The sequence below is a fragment of the Kitasatospora aureofaciens genome (assembly GCF_001188955.3).
GTDB classification, from domain to species: Bacteria; Actinomycetota; Actinomycetes; order Streptomycetales; family Streptomycetaceae; genus Kitasatospora; species Kitasatospora aureofaciens.
This window is the reverse complement of record NZ_JPRF03000023.1, coordinates 117673-133455: the sequence shown is the minus strand read 5'-3', so window position 1 is coordinate 133455 and position 15783 is coordinate 117673. Positions and strand designations below refer to the sequence as shown.

14 protein-coding genes are annotated in these 15783 nt (G+C 73.1%); 10 read left to right on the top strand and 4 right to left on the bottom strand.

What is annotated here, in order from left to right; genetic code table 11:
* Positions 1 to 14 precede the first annotated feature (14 nt).
* Complete coding sequence (locus HS99_RS16640; protein WP_030553053.1) at positions 15 to 1139, bottom strand: DegT/DnrJ/EryC1/StrS family aminotransferase; 1125 nt, start codon at positions 1137 to 1139, stop codon at positions 15 to 17.
* Positions 1140 to 1528: 389 nt separating this feature from the next.
* Here HS99_RS16640 and HS99_RS16635 point away from each other — a divergent pair, with 389 nt between their 5' ends.
* From HS99_RS16635 to HS99_RS16620, 4 genes are all read left to right on the top strand, one after another.
* A complete protein-coding gene (locus tag HS99_RS16635) occupies positions 1529 to 3745 on the top strand; it encodes an MMPL family transporter (RefSeq protein ID WP_030553052.1) in 2217 nt (738 codons plus the stop codon).
* Between the two features lie 225 nt (positions 3746 to 3970).
* A complete protein-coding gene (locus tag HS99_RS16630) occupies positions 3971 to 5401 on the top strand; it encodes a sensor histidine kinase (protein WP_063737866.1) in 1431 nt (476 codons plus the stop codon).
* Complete coding sequence (locus tag HS99_RS16625; protein ID WP_030284548.1) at positions 5398 to 6072, top strand: response regulator transcription factor; 675 nt, start codon at positions 5398 to 5400, stop codon at positions 6070 to 6072. The genes HS99_RS16630 and HS99_RS16625 overlap by 4 nt, the downstream gene beginning before the upstream one ends.
* Before the next feature lie 171 nt (positions 6073 to 6243).
* On the top strand, positions 6244 to 6891 hold the full coding sequence (locus HS99_RS16620) for a hypothetical protein (protein ID WP_223885872.1): 648 nt from the start codon (positions 6244 to 6246) through the stop codon (positions 6889 to 6891).
* A 128-nt stretch (positions 6892 to 7019) separates the two neighbouring features.
* On the opposite strand, the gene HS99_RS16615 is transcribed toward HS99_RS16620, so the two are convergent.
* Complete coding sequence (locus HS99_RS16615; protein ID WP_046386807.1) at positions 7020 to 7772, bottom strand: DUF4097 family beta strand repeat-containing protein; 753 nt, start codon at positions 7770 to 7772, stop codon at positions 7020 to 7022.
* A 313-nt stretch (positions 7773 to 8085) separates the two neighbouring features.
* Here HS99_RS16615 and HS99_RS16610 point away from each other — a divergent pair, with 313 nt between their 5' ends.
* The 6 genes from HS99_RS16610 (at position 8086) to HS99_RS16585 (ending at position 13604) form a co-directional block, all read left to right on the top strand.
* Positions 8086 to 8430, top strand: a complete 345-nt coding sequence (locus HS99_RS16610; RefSeq protein ID WP_030553046.1) for a PRC-barrel domain-containing protein — start codon at positions 8086 to 8088, stop codon at positions 8428 to 8430.
* A 96-nt stretch (positions 8431 to 8526) separates the two neighbouring features.
* Positions 8527 to 8793: a metal-sensitive transcriptional regulator gene (locus HS99_RS16605; RefSeq protein ID WP_030553044.1), complete on the top strand. Its 267-nt coding sequence runs from the start codon at positions 8527 to 8529 to the stop codon at positions 8791 to 8793.
* Positions 8794 to 9150: 357 nt separating this feature from the next.
* Entirely contained in the window at positions 9151 to 10587 is a 1437-nt protein-coding gene (locus HS99_RS16600) for an endonuclease/exonuclease/phosphatase family protein (protein WP_030553042.1), read from the top strand.
* Positions 10588 to 10601: 14 nt separating this feature from the next.
* Entirely contained in the window at positions 10602 to 12587 is a 1986-nt protein-coding gene (locus HS99_RS16595) for a phosphocholine-specific phospholipase C (protein ID WP_030553039.1), read from the top strand.
* Between the two features lie 89 nt (positions 12588 to 12676).
* The gene (locus HS99_RS16590) at positions 12677 to 13150 is read left to right on the top strand and encodes a VOC family protein (protein WP_030284561.1); all 474 of its coding nucleotides are present in this window, start codon (positions 12677 to 12679) and stop codon (positions 13148 to 13150) included.
* A 4-nt stretch (positions 13151 to 13154) separates the two neighbouring features.
* Positions 13155 to 13604: an SRPBCC family protein gene (locus tag HS99_RS16585; RefSeq protein WP_037829697.1), complete on the top strand. Its 450-nt coding sequence runs from the start codon at positions 13155 to 13157 to the stop codon at positions 13602 to 13604.
* A 120-nt stretch (positions 13605 to 13724) separates the two neighbouring features.
* On the opposite strand, the gene HS99_RS16580 is transcribed toward HS99_RS16585, so the two are convergent.
* Positions 13725 to 14975: an FUSC family protein gene (locus tag HS99_RS16580; RefSeq protein WP_030284565.1), complete on the bottom strand. Its 1251-nt coding sequence runs from the start codon at positions 14973 to 14975 to the stop codon at positions 13725 to 13727.
* A 60-nt stretch (positions 14976 to 15035) separates the two neighbouring features.
* Positions 15036 to 15770, bottom strand: a complete 735-nt coding sequence (locus tag HS99_RS16575; RefSeq protein WP_030284567.1) for a polyprenol monophosphomannose synthase — start codon at positions 15768 to 15770, stop codon at positions 15036 to 15038.
* Positions 15771 to 15783: the final 13 nt, after the last annotated feature.

The following is a 15783-nucleotide window of genomic DNA, read 5'->3' as shown; positions in this document are numbered from 1 at the left end:
TGCCCGGCCCGCCGCTACCCGGCCAGCCGCCGGTGCACGGCCGAGACGGCCTCGATCACCTGCTCGGTCTCGTCCTCGGTCATGTCGGAGTGCACCGGCAGGCAGACCTGCCGGGCGCAGACGTCCTCGGCCACCGGCAGCGGCCCGCGCCGGTAGGGGGCGAGGACCGGCTGCAGGTGCAGCGGCAGGTCGTAGACCTCGCCGGACAGCCGCACCCCGTACTCCTCGGCGACGGCCCGCTTGAAGGCGGCGCGGTCCACCCCGGGCGCCAGCAGCGCCACGTACTTGTAGTAGTTGCCGCGGCTGCCGGGCGGTTCGAGCACCGGCTCCATCCCGTCCAGCCCGGCCAGCGCCGAGTCGTAGCGGCGGGCGACGGCCCGGCGGGCCTCGATGAACTCCTTGAGCCGGCGCAGGTGCACCGCGCCGACGGCCGCGTGCAGCTCGCTCATCCGCCAGGAGTAGCCGAGCCGCACGTGGTGGTTGGTGCTGAAGGAGCCCTTGCCCTGGTCGCGGTAGATCCGGGCCTCGTCGCGCAGCTCCGGCGACTCCGTGAGCACCATGCCGCCCTCGCCGCTGGTGGTGACCTTGGTCGGGTAGAAGGAGAAGGCCCCGGCCAGGCCGAAGGTCCCGGCGGCGCGGCCGTCGTGGCTGCTGCCGTGGGCGTGCGCGGCGTCCTCGACCAGCGGGACGCCGTGCTGGTCGCAGAGCGCGCGCAGGGCGTCCACCTCCGGGGTGACCAGCCCGCCGATGTGGACGAGCACCACGGCCGCGGTCTCCGGGGTGAGGGCCGCCGCGAGGGTCTCCGGGGAGAGCGCCAGGGTGGCCGGGTCGACGTCGGCGAACACCGGACGGCCGCCGGCGTGGACCACCGCGCCGGCCGTCGCGTAGAAGGTGACGGCGGGGACGACCACGTCGCGGCCGCGGACGTCGACGGTGCGCAGGATCATCTCCAGCGCCGCCGTGCCGCTGCTCACCGCGACGGCGTGCGAGGCGCCGTGCTCGGCGGCGAAGGCCTGCTCGAAGCGCTCGGTCCACGGCCCGAGGGTCAGGGCGCCGGTGGTGAGCATCTCGGCCACGGCGTCGGCGACGGCCGCGCGGTCGTTCTCGTCGAACACGATGCGGGCGGCTGGCACGCCCATGGGGCACCTCCGGCGGCGGGCTGGGTTCAGCACCGATCGGGACGGGTCGGCCCGGACCGGGTGGAAACGGTCGGGCCCAGAGGCCCATCACGCTACTTCGCCGGGCCCGTCGCGGCCCGTTCGTCACCTCCGCACGGGTGACCCGCCGCTGCTCCCGCCGCAGGCCACCCGCCGCTCCCGGCTGCTCCCGGCGCGGGGCGTGCGCTCCGCCGTACGGGGGAGGGCCGTACTGCGTCCGCAGTACGCGAACGGCCTGCACAGGGACGACGACGGAGCAGGGGTCGGCGATCAAGGATTGGTCATGCTGCGAGCGGACCGCCTTCGTGCACCCGCACCCGCACCCGTCCCCGTCCGCATCTGCTTCCGAATCCGAAGGAGTCCGCTCTCCCGTGGCAACGTTCCTCTACCGCCTGGGCCGATGGGCCTTCGCGCGACGCCGGCTGGTGGCCCTCCTGTGGGTCGCCGTCCTGGCAGTCGGCGGAGTCCTGGCGGCCAAGGCGCCCGCCGCACCCGACGACGGCTTCTCGATGCCGGGGACGGAGGCCCAGAAGGCCTTCGACCTGATGAACGAGCGCTTCCCCGGCGGCCACGCCGACGGCGCCTCGGCCCGCCTGGTGTTCGTCGCGCCCTCCGGGCAGAAGATCACCGCCGGGCCGAACCAGCAGGTCGTGGAGAAGACCGTCGGCGAGCTCGTCCACGGCGAGCAGGTCACCAGCGCGGTGGACCCGTTCAAGATGAAGGGCGCCGTCTCCAAGGACGAGACGACGGCCTACGCCACCGTCAGCTACTCCGCCAAGGCGGGCGAGGTGTCCAGGAGCGCCACCGACGCGCTCCAGCAGGCCGCCCAGCACGGGCGGGACGCCGGGCTCAAGGTCGAGATCGGTGGCAACGCGCTGATGGCCAAGCCCGAGGCGGGCGGCAGCAGCGAGGCGATCGGCATGGCGCTGTCCGCGGTCGTGCTGGTGATCACCTTCGGCTCGCTGGTCGCCGCCGGCCTGCCGCTGCTCACCGCCGTGATCGGGGTCGGCCTCGGCATGTCGCTGATCACCGCCCTCGGCAGCACGCTCGGCCTCTCCTCGACCACCGGCACGCTGGCCATGATGCTCGGCCTGGCCGTCGGCATCGACTACGCCGTGTTCATCGTCTCCCGCTACCGGGCCGAGCTCTCCGAGGGCCGCACCCCGCAGGAGGCGGCCGGCCGGGCCGTCGGCACCGCGGGCTCCGCGGTGGTCTTCGCGGGGCTCACCGTGGTGATCGCGCTCGCCGGGCTCTCGGTGGTCGGCATCCCGATGCTCGCCAAGATGGGCATGGCCGCCGCCGGGACGGTCGTCATCGCCGTACTGGTCGCGCTGACCCTGGTGCCCGCCCTGCTCGGCTTCATCGGCCGCAAGGTGCTGCCCCGCAAGGTCCGCAAGGCCGAGAAGGCCGGCGGCGCGGTCCAGCCGGCCGGGGCCAGGGAGAACGGCGGCGCCCGCTGGGCCCGGTTCGTGACCCGCCGCCCGCTCGCGGTGCTGCTGCTCGGCGTGGTCGGCCTCGGCGTGCTCGCCGCCCCCGCGCTCGACCTGCGGCTCGGCCTTCCCGGCGACGAGGCCAAGCCCACCTCCACCACCCAGCGCCGCGCCTACGACCTGCTCTCCGAGGGCTTCGGCCCCGGCTTCAACGGCCCGCTGACCGTCCTGGTGGACGTCAAGGGCACGCCGGACCCGAAGGCCGCCGCGGGTGAGGTCGCCAAGGCCGTCTCCGGCGTTCCCGGCGTGGTCGCCGTGGCGCCGCCGATGTTCAACAAGGCGGGGGACACCGCCCTGCTCAACGCCGTCCCGGCCACCGGCCCGGCGGAGGCCGCGACCAAGGACCTGGTCCACACCATCCGCGGCCAGGCCGCCGGACTCAAGGCCTCCACCGGGGCGACGGTCCTGGTCAGCGGTACGACGGCGATGAACATCGACGTCTCGCAGAAGCTCACCGACGCGCTGCTGCCCTACCTCGCGGTGGTCGTCGGCCTGGCCGTCCTGCTGCTGCTGGTGGTCTTCCGCTCGGTCCTCGTCCCGCTCAAGGCGGCGCTCGGCTTCCTGCTCTCGGTGGCCGCCGCGCTCGGCGCGGTCGTCGCGGTCTTCCAGTGGGGCTGGCTGGCCGACCTGATCGGCGTGGAGCAGACCGGTCCGGTGATGAGCATGATGCCGATCTTCATGATCGGCGTGGTCTTCGGCCTCGCCATGGACTACGAGGTGTTCCTGGTCACCCGGATCCGCGAGGGCTTCGTCCACGGTGAGCAGCCCCGCGAGGCCATCGTCACCGGCTTCCGGCACAACGCCCGGGTGGTCACCGCAGCCGCCTTCATCATGATCGCCGTCTTCGCGGGCTTCATCGGGATGAGCGAGCCGATGATCAAGATGATGGGTCTGGGGCTGGCCGCCGCCGTCGCCTTCGACGCCTTCGTGGTCCGGATGACGATCGTCCCGGCCGTCCTGGCCCTGCTCGACCACCGTGCCTGGTGGCTGCCGCGCTGGCTCGACCGCCTGATACCGGACGTCGACGTCGAGGGCAGCAAGCTGCACACCGCCGCCCCCGAACCGGCGGCCCCGGCCCGGGAATCGGTCACCGTCTAGACCCGGCACCGGCCGGACCGGGCCGCCCACCGGGGCGGCCCGGTCCGGCGCCGGTCGGCTCGGACACCGGTTCGAGCGCCAACCGCTACCGTTGCTGTCGGGGCCGCCGTCCGTACGGACGCCCCCGACCCGGCCGCGCCGCACCCCACTCGGGGCGCGGCGCCGCACCGACTGGCAGTACCCGGCGAGGGGCGGCCAGGGCACCCCGACCCGGAGAGCACGACCATGAGCGACACCTGGCAGCGCCTGCGCCGCGAGCACCCCCGGCTGCTCGACGCCGCCGGAGGCCTGGCCCTGCTCGCGGTCACCGGCCTCGGCGCCACGGTCGACCAGGTCACCGGGCACTTCGCCCCGGTCGACCCGGCCACCGGCGTCCTCGCCCTGATCGCCGCCGCGGCCGTGTTCTTCCACCGCCGCCACCCGCGCGCGGTGGCCGCAGTCACCCTGGTCTGCACCATGATGCTGACCTGGACCAGCCCGCGGCTCACCCCGATGCTGGCCACCCCCCTGCTGCTCGCGCTCTACTTCCTCGCCGTGCGCACCGACCGCTCCACCGCACTGCGCGCCTCGATCGCCACCGCCGTCCTGCTCACCGGGATATCCCTGCTGTTCGGGCCCACCGGCCCGATCGGCGAGCGGATCAGCGTGCTCGCCTGGGCCCTGCTGCCCGGCGCCCTCGGCGACTCCATCCGCAACCGCCGCGCCCACCTCGCCGCGATCGAGGAACGCGCCGAACGCGCCGAACGCACCCGCGAGGAGGAGGCCCGCCGACGGGTCGCCGACGAGCGGATCCGGATCGCCCGCGACCTGCACGACGTCGTCGCCCACCACATCGCCCTCGCCAACGCCCAGGCCGGCATCGCCCTCCACCTCATGGACAGCCACCCGGTGCAGGCCCGCGAGGTGCTCAGCCACATCACCGACGCCACCGGCTCCGCCCTCCACGAGCTGCGCGCCACCGTCGGCCTGCTGCGCCGTGCCGAGGATCCGGCCCCGCTCGAACCCGCCCCCGGCCTGGACCGGCTCCCCGAACTGATCAACACCTTCGAACGGGCCGGAGTGCCGGTCCGGCTCACCGTCGAGGGTGAGTCCCGGCCACTGTCGCCCGGCGTCGACCTCACCGCCTTCCGGATCGTCCAGGAGTCGCTGACCAACGTCGCCAAGCACGCCCACGGCGCCGACGCCGAGGTCACCCTCTCCTACAGCGGCAGCCGGGTCGCGGTCACCGTCGCCAACGGCCGCCCGACAGCCACCGGTCGCCCCCGCACCGCCCTGCTGCCGCCGCCTGCCCCGGGCGAGAGCGGCTTCGGCCTGATCGGCATGCGCGAGCGGGCCGGCGCGGTCGGCGGGCGCCTGACCGCCGACCACCGGCCCGGCGGCGGTTTCCTGGTCACCGCCGAACTCCCGCTGCGCACCGGCGCCCGGGACGACGCCGGGCCCTGGACGGACGGTGCGGCCCGCCCCGCGGCCGCCACCACCGAACCGGGCGGCCCGGCCGAGCCCGCCGCCAGGGAACGGCCCGCCCACGCCTTCTGGCGCGACTGCACCGTCCGGCCCGCGCGCCCCGACCGCTCCGCCGACTCCGCGTCCGCGGCCGGCTCTCCCGACACCATCCGACAAGATCGCGTCATCCGGAAGGACAAGGACCACGCATGACCATCCGCGTGCTGCTCGCCGACGACCAGGCCCTGCTGCGCGGCGCCTTCCGGATGCTGATCGACGCCGAGGAGGACATGGAGGTGGTCGGTGAGGCCGCCGACGGCCGGGAGGCGGTGGAACTCGCCCGGGCCACCAAGCCCGACATCGTGCTGATGGACATCCGGATGCCCGGCGCCGACGGCCTCGGCGCCACCGCCGAGATCTGCGCGGACGAGGAGCTGTCCGGCACCCGGGTGCTCATCCTCACCACCTTCGAGATCGACGAGTACGTGGCCCAGGCGCTGCGCGCGGGCGCCGGGGGATTCCTCGGCAAGGGCGCCGACCCGAAGGAACTGCTGGCCGCCGTCCGCACCGTCGCGGCCGGCGACGCCCTGCTCTCGCCCGCCGCGACCCGGGCCGTGATCGAGCAGTTCCTCGCCCAGCCCGACCCGGCCGCCGTCGCGCCCTCCGAGCGGCTCTCCGTCCTCACCGCCCGTGAGCGCGAGGTGATGTCGATGGCCGCCACCGGGCTCACCAACGAGGAGATCGCCGAGCGGATGTTCGTCAGCCCGTTCACCGTCCGCACCCATGTGCACCGGGCGATGGCCAAGCTGGACGCCCGGGACCGGGCGCAGCTCGTCGCGATCGCCTACCAGTCCGGACTCGTCCCGCCCGGCAGACCGTCCTGACGCACCATCACCACTGCGATCCGCAACTCGCGCCGTCTACCGCGATTGCGGACTGAGGCAACGTCAGAACTCCCTCCTGAACGCTCCAAGATCCGGTCCTGGCCGAAAACCGCCGCCGAACTGGTGTATCAGCGAGTAGTCTGCCGATGACTCAGAATGAGGAGGATGTTCGTGGAAACCAAGGACACGGCCGGCGAGGTGCGGATTCTCCAGCCGTTGCCCGGGCGCACGGAGGGCGGATCGGAGGCGTTCGAGCTGCGGCTCGCGCGTCTGCTCCGCGTGCTCGGGGCCGAGGTCGCACCGGGGGCGGACTACCCGAGCGCGGCCCGATGGGAGGTCCACAAGGCGCTCGCCGGGCGGTCCGAGCTGCCCGAGGAGTACTTCGAGCCGCTGCTGGAGGCGGCGGTCCACGACCCCAACCCGAGCTTCAACCGCCGCCTCGTTGAGCCCGCCCTCGTCGCCTTCGGCCAGCGCCGGGTCCGCCTGACCCTGCTGGGCTACCTGCAGACCGGCACCAACCCGGAGCGCGCCGGTGCCGCCCGGGCCTGGTACTGGACGGCACTGACGGTCGGCGGCGGCCGGAACGCGACCGCCGACGAGGGCGCGACCGTCCGCGACAGCTGGAACGAGGCCGCGCTGCGGGAGTTCGTCGCCAACGAGGACCTCGACGTCCGCCGCTGCATCCTGCCCGGCCTGCCGCTGGTCGCGCGCGCCTACCCGGCCGAACTGCACGCCCTGGTCGAGGCGGCGGTCACGATCGCCCGCTCGCATCCCGACGAGTACATCCGCCACCGGGCCGAGATCCAGACCGGCCTCTGACCTTAGGGATCACCGCTCCGGACACAGCCTTTCGGGTGCGCCCGCCGAGGTGCGTACCCGGAGTGGGGATCCCTGCGGACCGCCCCGCCCCCACCCGGGCCCGCCGAATTTTTCACGGGGCGGGGCGGTCAGCCCGTGTTGACGGTGATGTCGCCGATGTCCGTACCCAGGTCCAGTTTGAACTTGCCGTTGGGGTCGTTCTGGACGCCGATGTGCTTCGAGCCGATGTCCGTCCCGGCGCTGACGCGGTAGGAACCCGGCGGGACGGTGAGGCGGATCTCGCCGTTGTCGGTGCTGGCCTTGACGTCCTGGGCCTTGGCGGCGGTGAGCTTGATCGCGCCGCTGTCCGTCTTGGCCTGGATCCGGTCGCCCTTGAGCGAAGTGCCGTCGATGTCACCGCTGTCGGTGCGCAGGTCGACCGCTCCGGTTGCCTGGTCGACCGAGATGTTGCCGGAGTCGGTGTGCACCGACACCGAGCCGACCTCGGTGAGGTGGATCCCGCCTGAGGAGGTGCCGCCGCTGACCGGCAGTCCGGCGGGCAGCTCGACGGTGTAGCTCACCGAGCAGTTGTGCCCGCAGCCGCCGAGCACCAGGACCCCGTCCTCGATCCGGGTGGTCGTCCCGGGCTTGCTGTCCTGGTAGGTGATCTTCCGGTGGACGGAGGCACTCCCGGTGCCGGACTTGCCGTGGACGGTGACCTCCCCGGAGAGGTCGTCCAGCTTGACGGCGGTGATCCTTCCGGAGACGGTCGCGTCGTCGCTGACCTCGGTCCCGACCGGGTCGCAGGCGGTGAGCGCGCCCACGGCGAGCCCGGCGACCACGGCGGCCCCGGCAAGACGCTGATAGCTGCGGTACTGGACCATGGTGTTCCCCCACGTCATGGACGGTCGTCGCGTGCGGACGGACTCCGTGACCGCCCCGGTCCGGAGCCGTCGCGACGACCGTAGCGGGGGACGGAGCCCGGGTCCCTGGTGCCAGCCCCCCTGTCCGGGGTCCAGAAGTCCCCACCCCCGGCCGCGCACCCCGCCCCGCACCACCCTCGAACCACTCACCCCCGTGCGTCCCTTTCGTCGTGCCCCGGCGGCCGTCCCGGCGCAGGATGGAAACCCCGGGCGGTGGGCCCGGCGGAGCCGGCGGGCCGGACGGAGCCGTCGGCAGGGCACGACACGGGAGGCCGAGGTCGTGGGGATCGCTATGGCAGACATCCGCGAGTGGCGCGGCCAGCCGGTGGTCGACGAGAAGGACCGCCGTATCGGCACGCTGGAGTCGGTGTACGTCGAGACGGCCACCGACGAGCCGTTCTTCGCCACCGTCCTGACCGGTGTGACCAAGCGCCGCCTGGTCTTCGTCCCGCTGGAGGGCTCGGTGGCAGGGCCGGCCTACCTGCGGGTGCCGTACCCGAAGGCCAAGGTCAAGCAGGCACCCGCGATCGGCACCGACGACGTCCTGCCCGCCACCGACGAACCCGAGGTGTTCGCCTACTACGAGCTACCGTACGCGACCGGCACCGGGGGCGAGCGCCGACTGGCCCGCCGCTGATCAGGGGCCCTTTCGGGAGGGCTTGGTCCAGCCGGGAATGAATACCCCGCCGGGTACACTTGGCAGCCGACAGTCGATGTGAAAGGCGGCCCGGACATGCAGGTGGACGAGGAGGCGGTCGGCGCGGTCCTGAACCGACTGCGTCGGGCTCAGGGCCAGTTGGCCGGGGTGATCGCGATGATCGAGGCGGGGCGGGACTGCAAGGACGTGGTCACCCAGCTCGCCGCGGTCTCGCGCGCCCTGGACCGGGCCGGGTTCAAGATCGTCGCCAGCGGGATGCGCCAGTGCATGGCCGCCGCCGACGAGGACGGCGCGCCGATGAGCGAGGCCGAGCTGGAGAAGCTGTTCCTCGCCCTGGCCTGAGCACGGGCCGGAGCACGGGCCCGGGCGCGAGCCGGAGCGCGAGCCGGAGCACGGGCCCGCCAACCCGGCGTCCCCACCGCTCATCCCCGGAGGGCCGCGACGGATCACCCGTCGCGGCCCTGCGTGTGCCGCCCCTGCCGACGCCCATCAGTGCGCTACCGCCCCGGAGTTCGCGAACCGCCCGATGCTCCGTCACGTGCCGTTCACGCCCTGGTTGCTGGCCTTCGGATGAATGAGCCCGCCCGCAGTTGTACAGCCAACTGCGGGTGCTCCTCCCTCCCAGCCTCCGTGACCAGCCGCGCGCGGTCCGGCACCGTCCCCCGGCGGACCGGTCCCGCGCCGGCGGACAGGACAACCGTGGCCGCAGGCAGCGCCCTGACCCTGACCTCCTCCAGCAGCCCCGCCGAAGGCGACCGGCTCACGTTCCACTGGACCACCGACGCCCCCGACGCCAAGAACTGGGTCGGCATCTACGACGGCAGCCGCCAACCCGGCAGCGGCGCCTCGCTGCTCTGGAAGTACACCCCCGGCACCTCCGGCGACGTCCAGCTCGACACCTCCGCGCTGACCGGCGGCCCGTACACCGCCTACCTGCTGGCCAAGGACGGCTACGGCGTCCTGGCACAGACCGCCCCGTTCGGCTTCCGCGCCAAGCCCCCGGTGGTCCGCCCGCATGCCGCCGTCGACTCCTTCACCGCCACCCCGGTCGCCCCCGGCGCCGCCGTGAAGATCGGGCTCGGCGGCCTCTGGTCCCGTCCCGCCGGCAATGCTCCCGGGTCGGCGGCCTACCGCAAGCTCGGCGGTGCGGCCTGGGCCTCGGTCGGCGCCGACGGCACCGTCACCGGCACGGCGCCCGCCGCCCCCGGCCGCAACCCCGAGCTGGTGGTGGTCGGCGTCAAGGACAGCACCGGCGCCACCGACACCGTCACCGTGCTCGTCCCCGTCGTGGATCCGGCGGCCCCGCCCCGGCTCAAGGCCGCCGGCTGGAACCTGCACGACGCCGGCTCCGGCTGCACCGACGCGCTGGAGAAGCAGCTGCGCATCGTCCTCGCCCAGGGCCTGGACGTGCTCGCGCTGCAGGAGACGGCCGGAGAACGGGCCAGGACCCTGGCCGACGCACTGGGCTGGTACGCCCACCAGAGCCCGGGTAGCGTCGGCATCCTCAGTCGCTACCCGCTGACCGAACTGACCCCGGCCACCGCCGAGTTGCCCGCCGTCGCGGCCACCGTCCAGCTGCCGGGCGGTCGCAGTGTCCGGTTCTGGGCCGCCCACCTCGACGAGGCGGGCTACGGCCCGTACGCGGTGCAGGACGGCAGCAGCGCCGCCCAGGTGCTGGCCGCCGAGAACGCCTCGGTGCGGCTCAAGCAGGCCAGGGCGCTGGCCGCCGCCGTGCGCGCGGACCTCGCCCGGCGCATCCCGGTGGTACTGGCCGGCTCCCTCTCCTCGCCCTCTCACCTGGACTGGACGGCCGCCACCGCCGCCGCCCACAACGGGGTCGGCGCGCTCAGGTGGCCGGTCACCGCGACTCTCCAGGAGGCCGGGCTCACCGACACCTTCCGCGAGGAGAACCCCGACCCGGTCAAGGCCCCCGGCTTCACCTGGTCGCCCACCCGCAAGCGGCGCGGCGACCGCCCCGAGCCGCAGGACCGCATCGACTTCGTCCAGTACGCCGGAGCGCTGAAGCTGGTCGAGGCGCACACCCTGGTCGCGGGCTGGCCCCAGCCGGAGCCGAACACCGCCGCCAACGAGTGGCCCTCCGACACCGCCGCCGCCGTCGCCACCTTCCAGCTCTGAGAGGCCACTTCACGATGCCCGAGCTCTCCCGCCGCACCTTCGTCGGCGCCTCCGCGGCCGTCGGCGCCACCGCCCTGACCGGCCTGTCCAGCACCCAGGCCGAGGCCGCTCCCGCCACCGCGGCCGACACCGCCCTTACCGGCACCATCAGGGACGTCAAGCACGTCGTCGTCCTGATGCAGGAGAACCGCAGCTTCGACCACTACTTCGGCACCCTGAACGGCGTGCGCGGCTTCGGCGACAAGCAGGCGCTGCAGTTCCCGGACGGCACCGACGTGTTCCGTCAGCCCGACGCCCGGCGCGGCGACGGCGGGGTGATGCTGCCGTACCGGATGGACACCTCGAAGTACAACGCGCAGAACGCCGGCGGCCTGGCCCACGACTGGGCGACCGGCCACCAGGCCATCAACAACGGCGCGATGAACAAGTGGATCGCCGCCAAGGGCGAGCGCACCATGGGCTACTTCACCCGGGACGACATTCCCTACCAGTACGCCCTGGCCGACGCGTTCACCCTCTGCGACGCCTACTTCACCTCGCTGGCCGGCCCCACCGACCCCAACCGGCTCTACCTCTGGACCGGAACCGCCGGCCCCGGCCGTGACGGCACCACCGGCCCCTGGATCGACAACACCCCGGTCACCGACAACCCCGTCGCCGACTGGACCACCTACGCCGAACGCCTGGAGGCGGCCGGCATCAGCTGGCGGGTCTACCACAACCCCAGCAAGGACGACCGCACCGGCGACTACGACGACAACGCCCTCTCCTACTTCAAGCAGTTCCACGCCTTCCCGCACGACGACCCGCGGTTCGTCAACGCGATGACCAAGTTCGACCCCACCGACTTCGACCGCCACTGCAAGGACGGCACCCTGCCGACCATCTCCTGGCTGGTCGCCCCCTACCTCTTCTCCGAACACCCGGAGGCCGGCCCCGCCTACGGCGCGCACTGGGTCAACCAGGCCCTGCAGTCGCTGATGTCCAACCCGGAGGTGTGGCGGCACACCGTCTTCCTGGTCATGTACGACGAGAACGACGGCTACTTCGACCACATGGTCCCGCCCACCCCGGAGGCCGGCACCCCCGAGGAGTTCACCCAGGGCCGGGCCATCGGCCTCGGCAACCGCGTCCCGCTCTGGGTGGCGTCCCCCTGGTCGCGCGGCGGCTGGGTCAACTCCCAGGTGTTCGACCACACTTCGGTGCTGCGCTTCATGGAGCTGGTCACCGGCGTGGCCGAGCCCAACATCTCCGCCTGGCGCCGGGCCGTCTGCGGAGACCTCACCAGCTGCTTCGACTTCGCCGCCCCGGACCACTCGCTGCCGAAGCTGCCCGACACCAACGCCCTGATGGCCAGGGCCGACGCGGGTACCAAACTGCCCGGCGTGGCCCTCCCGGCGGTCGGCACCCAGTCGATGCCGGTCCAGGAGCGCGGCGAGCGCCCGCACCGCCCGCTGCCATATCAGCCGTGGGCCGACGTCGCGGTGGACCGCCGGACCGGCAAGGTCACCTGCACCATGAGCAACGACGGCTCGGTGGCCTTCCCGTACACCGTCTACCCGAACATCCTGCTCCCCTTCGCGGGCACCCCGTACACCGTCGCCCCCGGCGCGAGCGCGACGTACGTCTGGGACGCCGCCGCCACCGACGGCCGCTACGACTTCACCGTCCACGGCCCGGACGGCTTCGTGCGCCGCTTCGCCGGCACGGTGGTCCGGGACGGGCAGGACGGCCAGAACGACATCGGCGTGCCGATCGTCACCGCCGACCTGCGCGGCAGCCTGAAGCTCATCCTCCAGGTGGCCAACGACGGCCTGACGGACGTGGCCTTCACCGCCGCGCCCAACGACTTCGCGGGCAGCGCGCAGACCGTGTGGGTCAAGCCCGGCAAGCAGGTCGAGCTCGCCTGGCCGCTGGACGGGCAGGGCCGCTACGACGTCGTGGTGACCGCCCACACCGGGCAACGCTTCGCGCAGCGCTACGCGGGCTGGGTGCACTGATCCGATGCCCGTCCGGCCGGGGCGCCGATCCGGTGACCCCCGGCCGTGGCTCGGCCGCGGTGCCGGGCCCCGCCGCTACCGTCGGGCCCATGCAGAAGATCACCACCTTCCTCTGGTACGACGACCAGGCCGAAGCGGCCGCCGCCCTCTACACCTCGCTGTTCCCCAACTCCCGCGTCACCGGGGTCACCCGCTACGGCGAGGCCGGGCCCGGGGAGCCCGGTTCGGTGATGACCGTCGAGTTCGAACTCGACGGCCGGCCCTACGCGGCGCTCAACGGCGGCCCCGAATTCACCTTCACCGAGGCGCTCTCGCTCCAGGTCGAGTGCGACGACCAGCGGGAGGTCGACGAACTCTGGGCGAAGCTCACCGCCGACGGCGGCCAGGAGGGCCCGTGCGGCTGGCTCAAGGACCGCTTCGGCCTCTCCTGGCAGATCACTCCGCGCGTCCTCCTCGACCTGATCGGCGACCGGGACCGGGCCAAGTCCGACCGGGTGATGGCGGCCATGCTGCGGATGCAGAAGATCGATATCCAGCAGCTGCTCGACGCGGCCAGGGGCTGAGGCCGTGACCGCCGTCAGCCACCGGAGCACCGTCTACCTGCGTGCCACCCCGGAGCGGGTATGGCACGCGCTCACCAACGCCGACGAGTCCGGCCTCTACTGGGGCCACCGCAACGTCTCCACCTGGCTGCCCGGCTCGCCCTGGGAGCACCAGCGCACCGACGGCTCCGGGATCGCCGACGTGATCGGCATCGTCGAGGTGTCCGACCGCCCGTACCGCCTGGTCACCACCTGGGCCGGGCCGGAGGGGCAGCGCGCGGAGGGGCCCAGCCGGGTCACGTTCGACCTCCGGCACTGGCAGGACCTGACCCGGCTGACCGTCACCCACGAGAACCTCGCCGACGAGGACGAGCGGGCGGACGCCGAACGGGGCTGGTCGGCGGTGCTGTCCAACCTCAAGACGTACCTGGAGACCGGCCACCCGCTGCCCCAGCAGCCCTGGCTGATGCCCTGACCTCCGCGGGCCCGTGGCGACGGGCGCATGACGACGGGCCCAAGACAACGGGCCCGTTCATCGGGCCCCGGCTCAGCGGGCCCGGATCAGAGCAGGCCCCGGATCAGAGCAGGCCCCGGATCAGCGCCCGGCCCCCACCGCCGGGCGCTCCCGTTCGCCCCGCCGCCGCCCGCCCCGCAGGACAGAACGCAGCCGGGCGAGGCCGGAGAACCGCTCGCGGCTCACCAGCGAGGCCCGGTCCAGCTCCTCCATCAGCCGCCGGCTGCGGTGCTCCAGGTCCAGTTCGTCCAGGATCCGGTCGATCTCGGCGAGCATCGAGCCGTGCAGCTGCCAGGCCTCCGGGTGTTCCTGGACCTTGCGCAGCAGTACCTGGGCGACGTTCTCCCGGGTGGCCAGGGCCGCCGCCAGCTCGGCGGTCAGCCGCTCCTCGGCCTCCTCGGCGTTGCGGCTGACCTGGGTGGTGACCAGCACCGCGAAGCTGACCATCGCCCCGCCGACGTGCGCCAGCAGCTCCTCCAGCCCGACCGCGACCTCGGGCGGGAACAGCTGCTCCTGCGGCCCGCGCCGCTTGGCCAGGTCGGTCACCGAGCGGGCCAGCACCCGGATCACCACCACGCAGATCTCCAGGGTGTCCAGCCCGGTGCGCAGCACCAGCCGGGAGAGCAGCCCCTCGCTGATCCGGGGGTTGAAGCGCAGGCTGTCCTCGGCCTGGCGCAGCGCCGCGTCCACGTCCGCGATCGCCTGGTCGAGCCGGCGGGCCTCGTGCAGCCGCTCGACGGCCCGGGCCACCGGAGTGGGGCGGCCCAGCTGCTCGGAGATGTCGAGCAGCAGCTGGCGGGCCCGCCGGGCGAGGTCCTCGATCGACTCCCCGGCGGTGTCCACCCAGACCGGCGGGGCGAAGAGCAGGTTGAACAGCAGGCCGACGGCCGCGCCGATCAGGGTCTCCAGCACCCGGTCCCAGGCCTGGGAGGCCAGCTTGGTGACGCCCAGGATCAGCATCGCGCTGATCGCGACCTCCTGGACGAACTCCTCGACCCGGACGTACCGCCCGATCACCAGGGAGGCCAGGATGACCAGCCCGAGGCTCCACCAGGAGAGCCCGACCACGGCGCTGAAGCCGATCGCGATCAGGACTCCGACCACCACCGAGACGACCCGGCGGACGCTGGTCTTGAGCGTGGAGTAGACGGTGACCTGGACCACCAGCAGCGCGGTGAGCGGTGCTGTCAGCGGGGCGGGCTCACTGCTGAGCTGGGTCGCCACCCCGTAGGACAGGGTGGCGGCCACGGTGGCCCGCAGGGTCTGGACGGCGAACGGGTCTCGGGCGCCGCGGCGGAGCTTGGCCGTGAGGGACTCCGGGAGAAGATCCATGTCGGCCTTCTTTCCCCGCGACAGCCGCTCACACTGCCGGTCGCCGCAGGGAATACTCGTCTAGCCCTCGCGGTTGAAGCGCAGCTTCCAGGGCGCGAGCGCCGACTCCACCTGCACCCCGATGCTCATCTTCGAGGCGCCCTCGATCCGCTCCTCGAACCGGATCGGCACCTCCCGGATGGTCAGCCCGCGCTGGATCACCCGGTAGTTCATCTCGACCTGGAACGAGTAGCCGTTGCTCTGCACGGTCGGCAGGTCGATGGCCCGCAGGGTGCTCGCCCGCCAGGCCTTGAAGCCCGCGGTGGCGTCCCGGACGCCCAGGCCGAGGATCGCGTTGACGTAGAAGTTCGCCCAGGCGGAGAGCGCCTTGCGGTGCCAGGGCCACTCCTCGGCGGTCGAGCCGCCGGGCACGTAGCGGGAGCCGAGCACCACGGCGGTGTCGTCGGCGAGCAGGACGCGAACCATCTCGGGTATCACCGAGGCCGGGTGCGAGAGGTCGGCGTCCATCTGGACCACGACGTCGGCGCCCTCGTCCAGGGCCCGGGCCATGCCGGCCAGATAGGCGCGGCCGAGGCCGTCCTTCTCGGTGCGGTGCAGCACGCCGACGGTGCCCCCGGAGTCGGCGGCCAGCTTGTCGGCGAGCTCGCCGGTGCCGTCGGGGGAGTTGTCGTCGACCACCAGCAGGTGCAGGTTCGGTACGGCGAGGTCCGCGAGGAGCCCGGCGAGGACCGGAAGGTTCTCCCGCTCGTTGTACGTGGGGACGACGACAACGACCTTGGGGGAGGCCTCGACCATGTCCTGTTTTCCT

Coding starts and splice junctions, on each gene's coding strand:
- HS99_RS16625 (WP_030284548.1), top strand. CDS start 5,398: ATGACCATCCGCGTGCTGCTCGCCGACGACCAGGCCCTGCTGCGCGGC.
- HS99_RS16595 (WP_030553039.1), top strand. CDS start 10,602: ATGCCCGAGCTCTCCCGCCGCACCTTCGTCGGCGCCTCCGCGGCCGTC.
- HS99_RS16580 (WP_030284565.1), bottom strand. CDS start 14,975: ATGGATCTTCTCCCGGAGTCCCTCACGGCCAAGCTCCGCCGCGGCGCC.
- HS99_RS16605 (WP_030553044.1), top strand. CDS start 8,527: ATGCAGGTGGACGAGGAGGCGGTCGGCGCGGTCCTGAACCGACTGCGT.
- HS99_RS16610 (WP_030553046.1), top strand. CDS start 8,086: ATGGCAGACATCCGCGAGTGGCGCGGCCAGCCGGTGGTCGACGAGAAG.
- HS99_RS16590 (WP_030284561.1), top strand. CDS start 12,677: ATGCAGAAGATCACCACCTTCCTCTGGTACGACGACCAGGCCGAAGCG.
- HS99_RS16575 (WP_030284567.1), bottom strand. CDS start 15,770: ATGGTCGAGGCCTCCCCCAAGGTCGTTGTCGTCGTCCCCACGTACAAC.
- HS99_RS16630 (WP_063737866.1), top strand. CDS start 3,971: ATGAGCGACACCTGGCAGCGCCTGCGCCGCGAGCACCCCCGGCTGCTC.
- HS99_RS16615 (WP_046386807.1), bottom strand. CDS start 7,772: ATGACGTGGGGGAACACCATGGTCCAGTACCGCAGCTATCAGCGTCTT.
- HS99_RS16640 (WP_030553053.1), bottom strand. CDS start 1,139: ATGGGCGTGCCAGCCGCCCGCATCGTGTTCGACGAGAACGACCGCGCG.